At 58.0% G+C, this 1,088-nt stretch carries 1 protein-coding gene; it reads right to left on the bottom strand.

Features of this window, described 5'->3' with window-relative positions:
- On the bottom strand, positions 1 to 1,088 hold a 1,088-nt coding region (locus HZB34_13110; GenBank protein MBI5316899.1), incomplete at both ends, for a DNA translocase FtsK.

The raw sequence follows: 1,088 nt of genomic DNA, 5'->3' as shown, positions 1-1,088 counted from the left end.
TTTCGATTATACGCATCAATGTTCCGCACACCGGCTTCCGCCAGCAGCTTGTACCGCCGCTCCATTTCAGCGACAACCCATCCGAGGCCTCTTGCAGCTGACTTGGGGTCCGTAATCACCGGCCGCAAGAGATGTGGAATGCCCTCATACGATTGGAACTCAAGCATCTTCGGATCAATGAGCAACAGTTTCACTTCACTGGGCTTGGCGGAAAAGAGGATGCTGAGTAGCATCGTGTTCAGGCTGACACTCTTCCCGGCCCCCGTTGCTCCGGCCACCAAAAGATGGGGCATCGTCTTCAGGTCCGCCGTGCTGGGCGCACCAAAGATATCCTTACCCAACGCCAGTGTGAGCCTGGACCTTGCCCGCCGAAAGGCCTCGCTCATGACGACTTCTTTCAGAGACACCGTTTCTCGAGACCGGTTCGGCACCTCGATTCCGACCACGGATTTCCCTGGTAACGGCGCAACGATGCGCAAACTCGTCGCCTTCAGCGCCAGCGCCAGGTCGTCGGCCAGATTCACAATACGGGCGACCTTCGTGCCGGGCCCCGGCTCAAATTCGTACATGGTAATGACGGGGCCTGGTCTCACTTCCGTCACAATGCCCTCGATGCCGAAACTCAGCAATGCGCGTGACAAGATCTCGGACTGTGCCTTGAGTTCCTCATCCGACATCCGATCCATCGGCCCAGAGGGATCACTTAACAGAATCTCCGCGTCAGGGAGCTGATAGTTTTCTGACTCAGCTGTCGGAACAACCACTTCCGACTCAGTGGTTTGCGCGTCCCATGTTGGGATTGCGACAGGGAATGGCTGGATGATCGGACCTGGAGAAGTCTGGGTGGGGGTCAGCTCCAACTGCTCGATCCCGTCAGTGGCTGACTCCTCTCCTCGAGTGACGGCTACTGGCTTGGACGACCTGGCTCGTAACCGTCGATTGCCGACCTCTTTCTCGACCTCAATCGATCGCTCCGGCATCACTGCGGACACCCCTTCGCGGAGAGTGGCCCAATGTTCCGGCATCCGACGCACGGCTTCCGCCAAGGACAGAGGGGTTGTCAACAAGAGAGAGACCAGGAATCCTGT

Source organism: Nitrospirota bacterium (assembly GCA_016219645.1).
Lineage (GTDB): Bacteria > Nitrospirota > Nitrospiria > Nitrospirales > Nitrospiraceae > Palsa-1315.
Note: the sequence above shows the minus strand (reverse complement) of the source record. Positions and strands in the feature narration are given on the sequence as shown.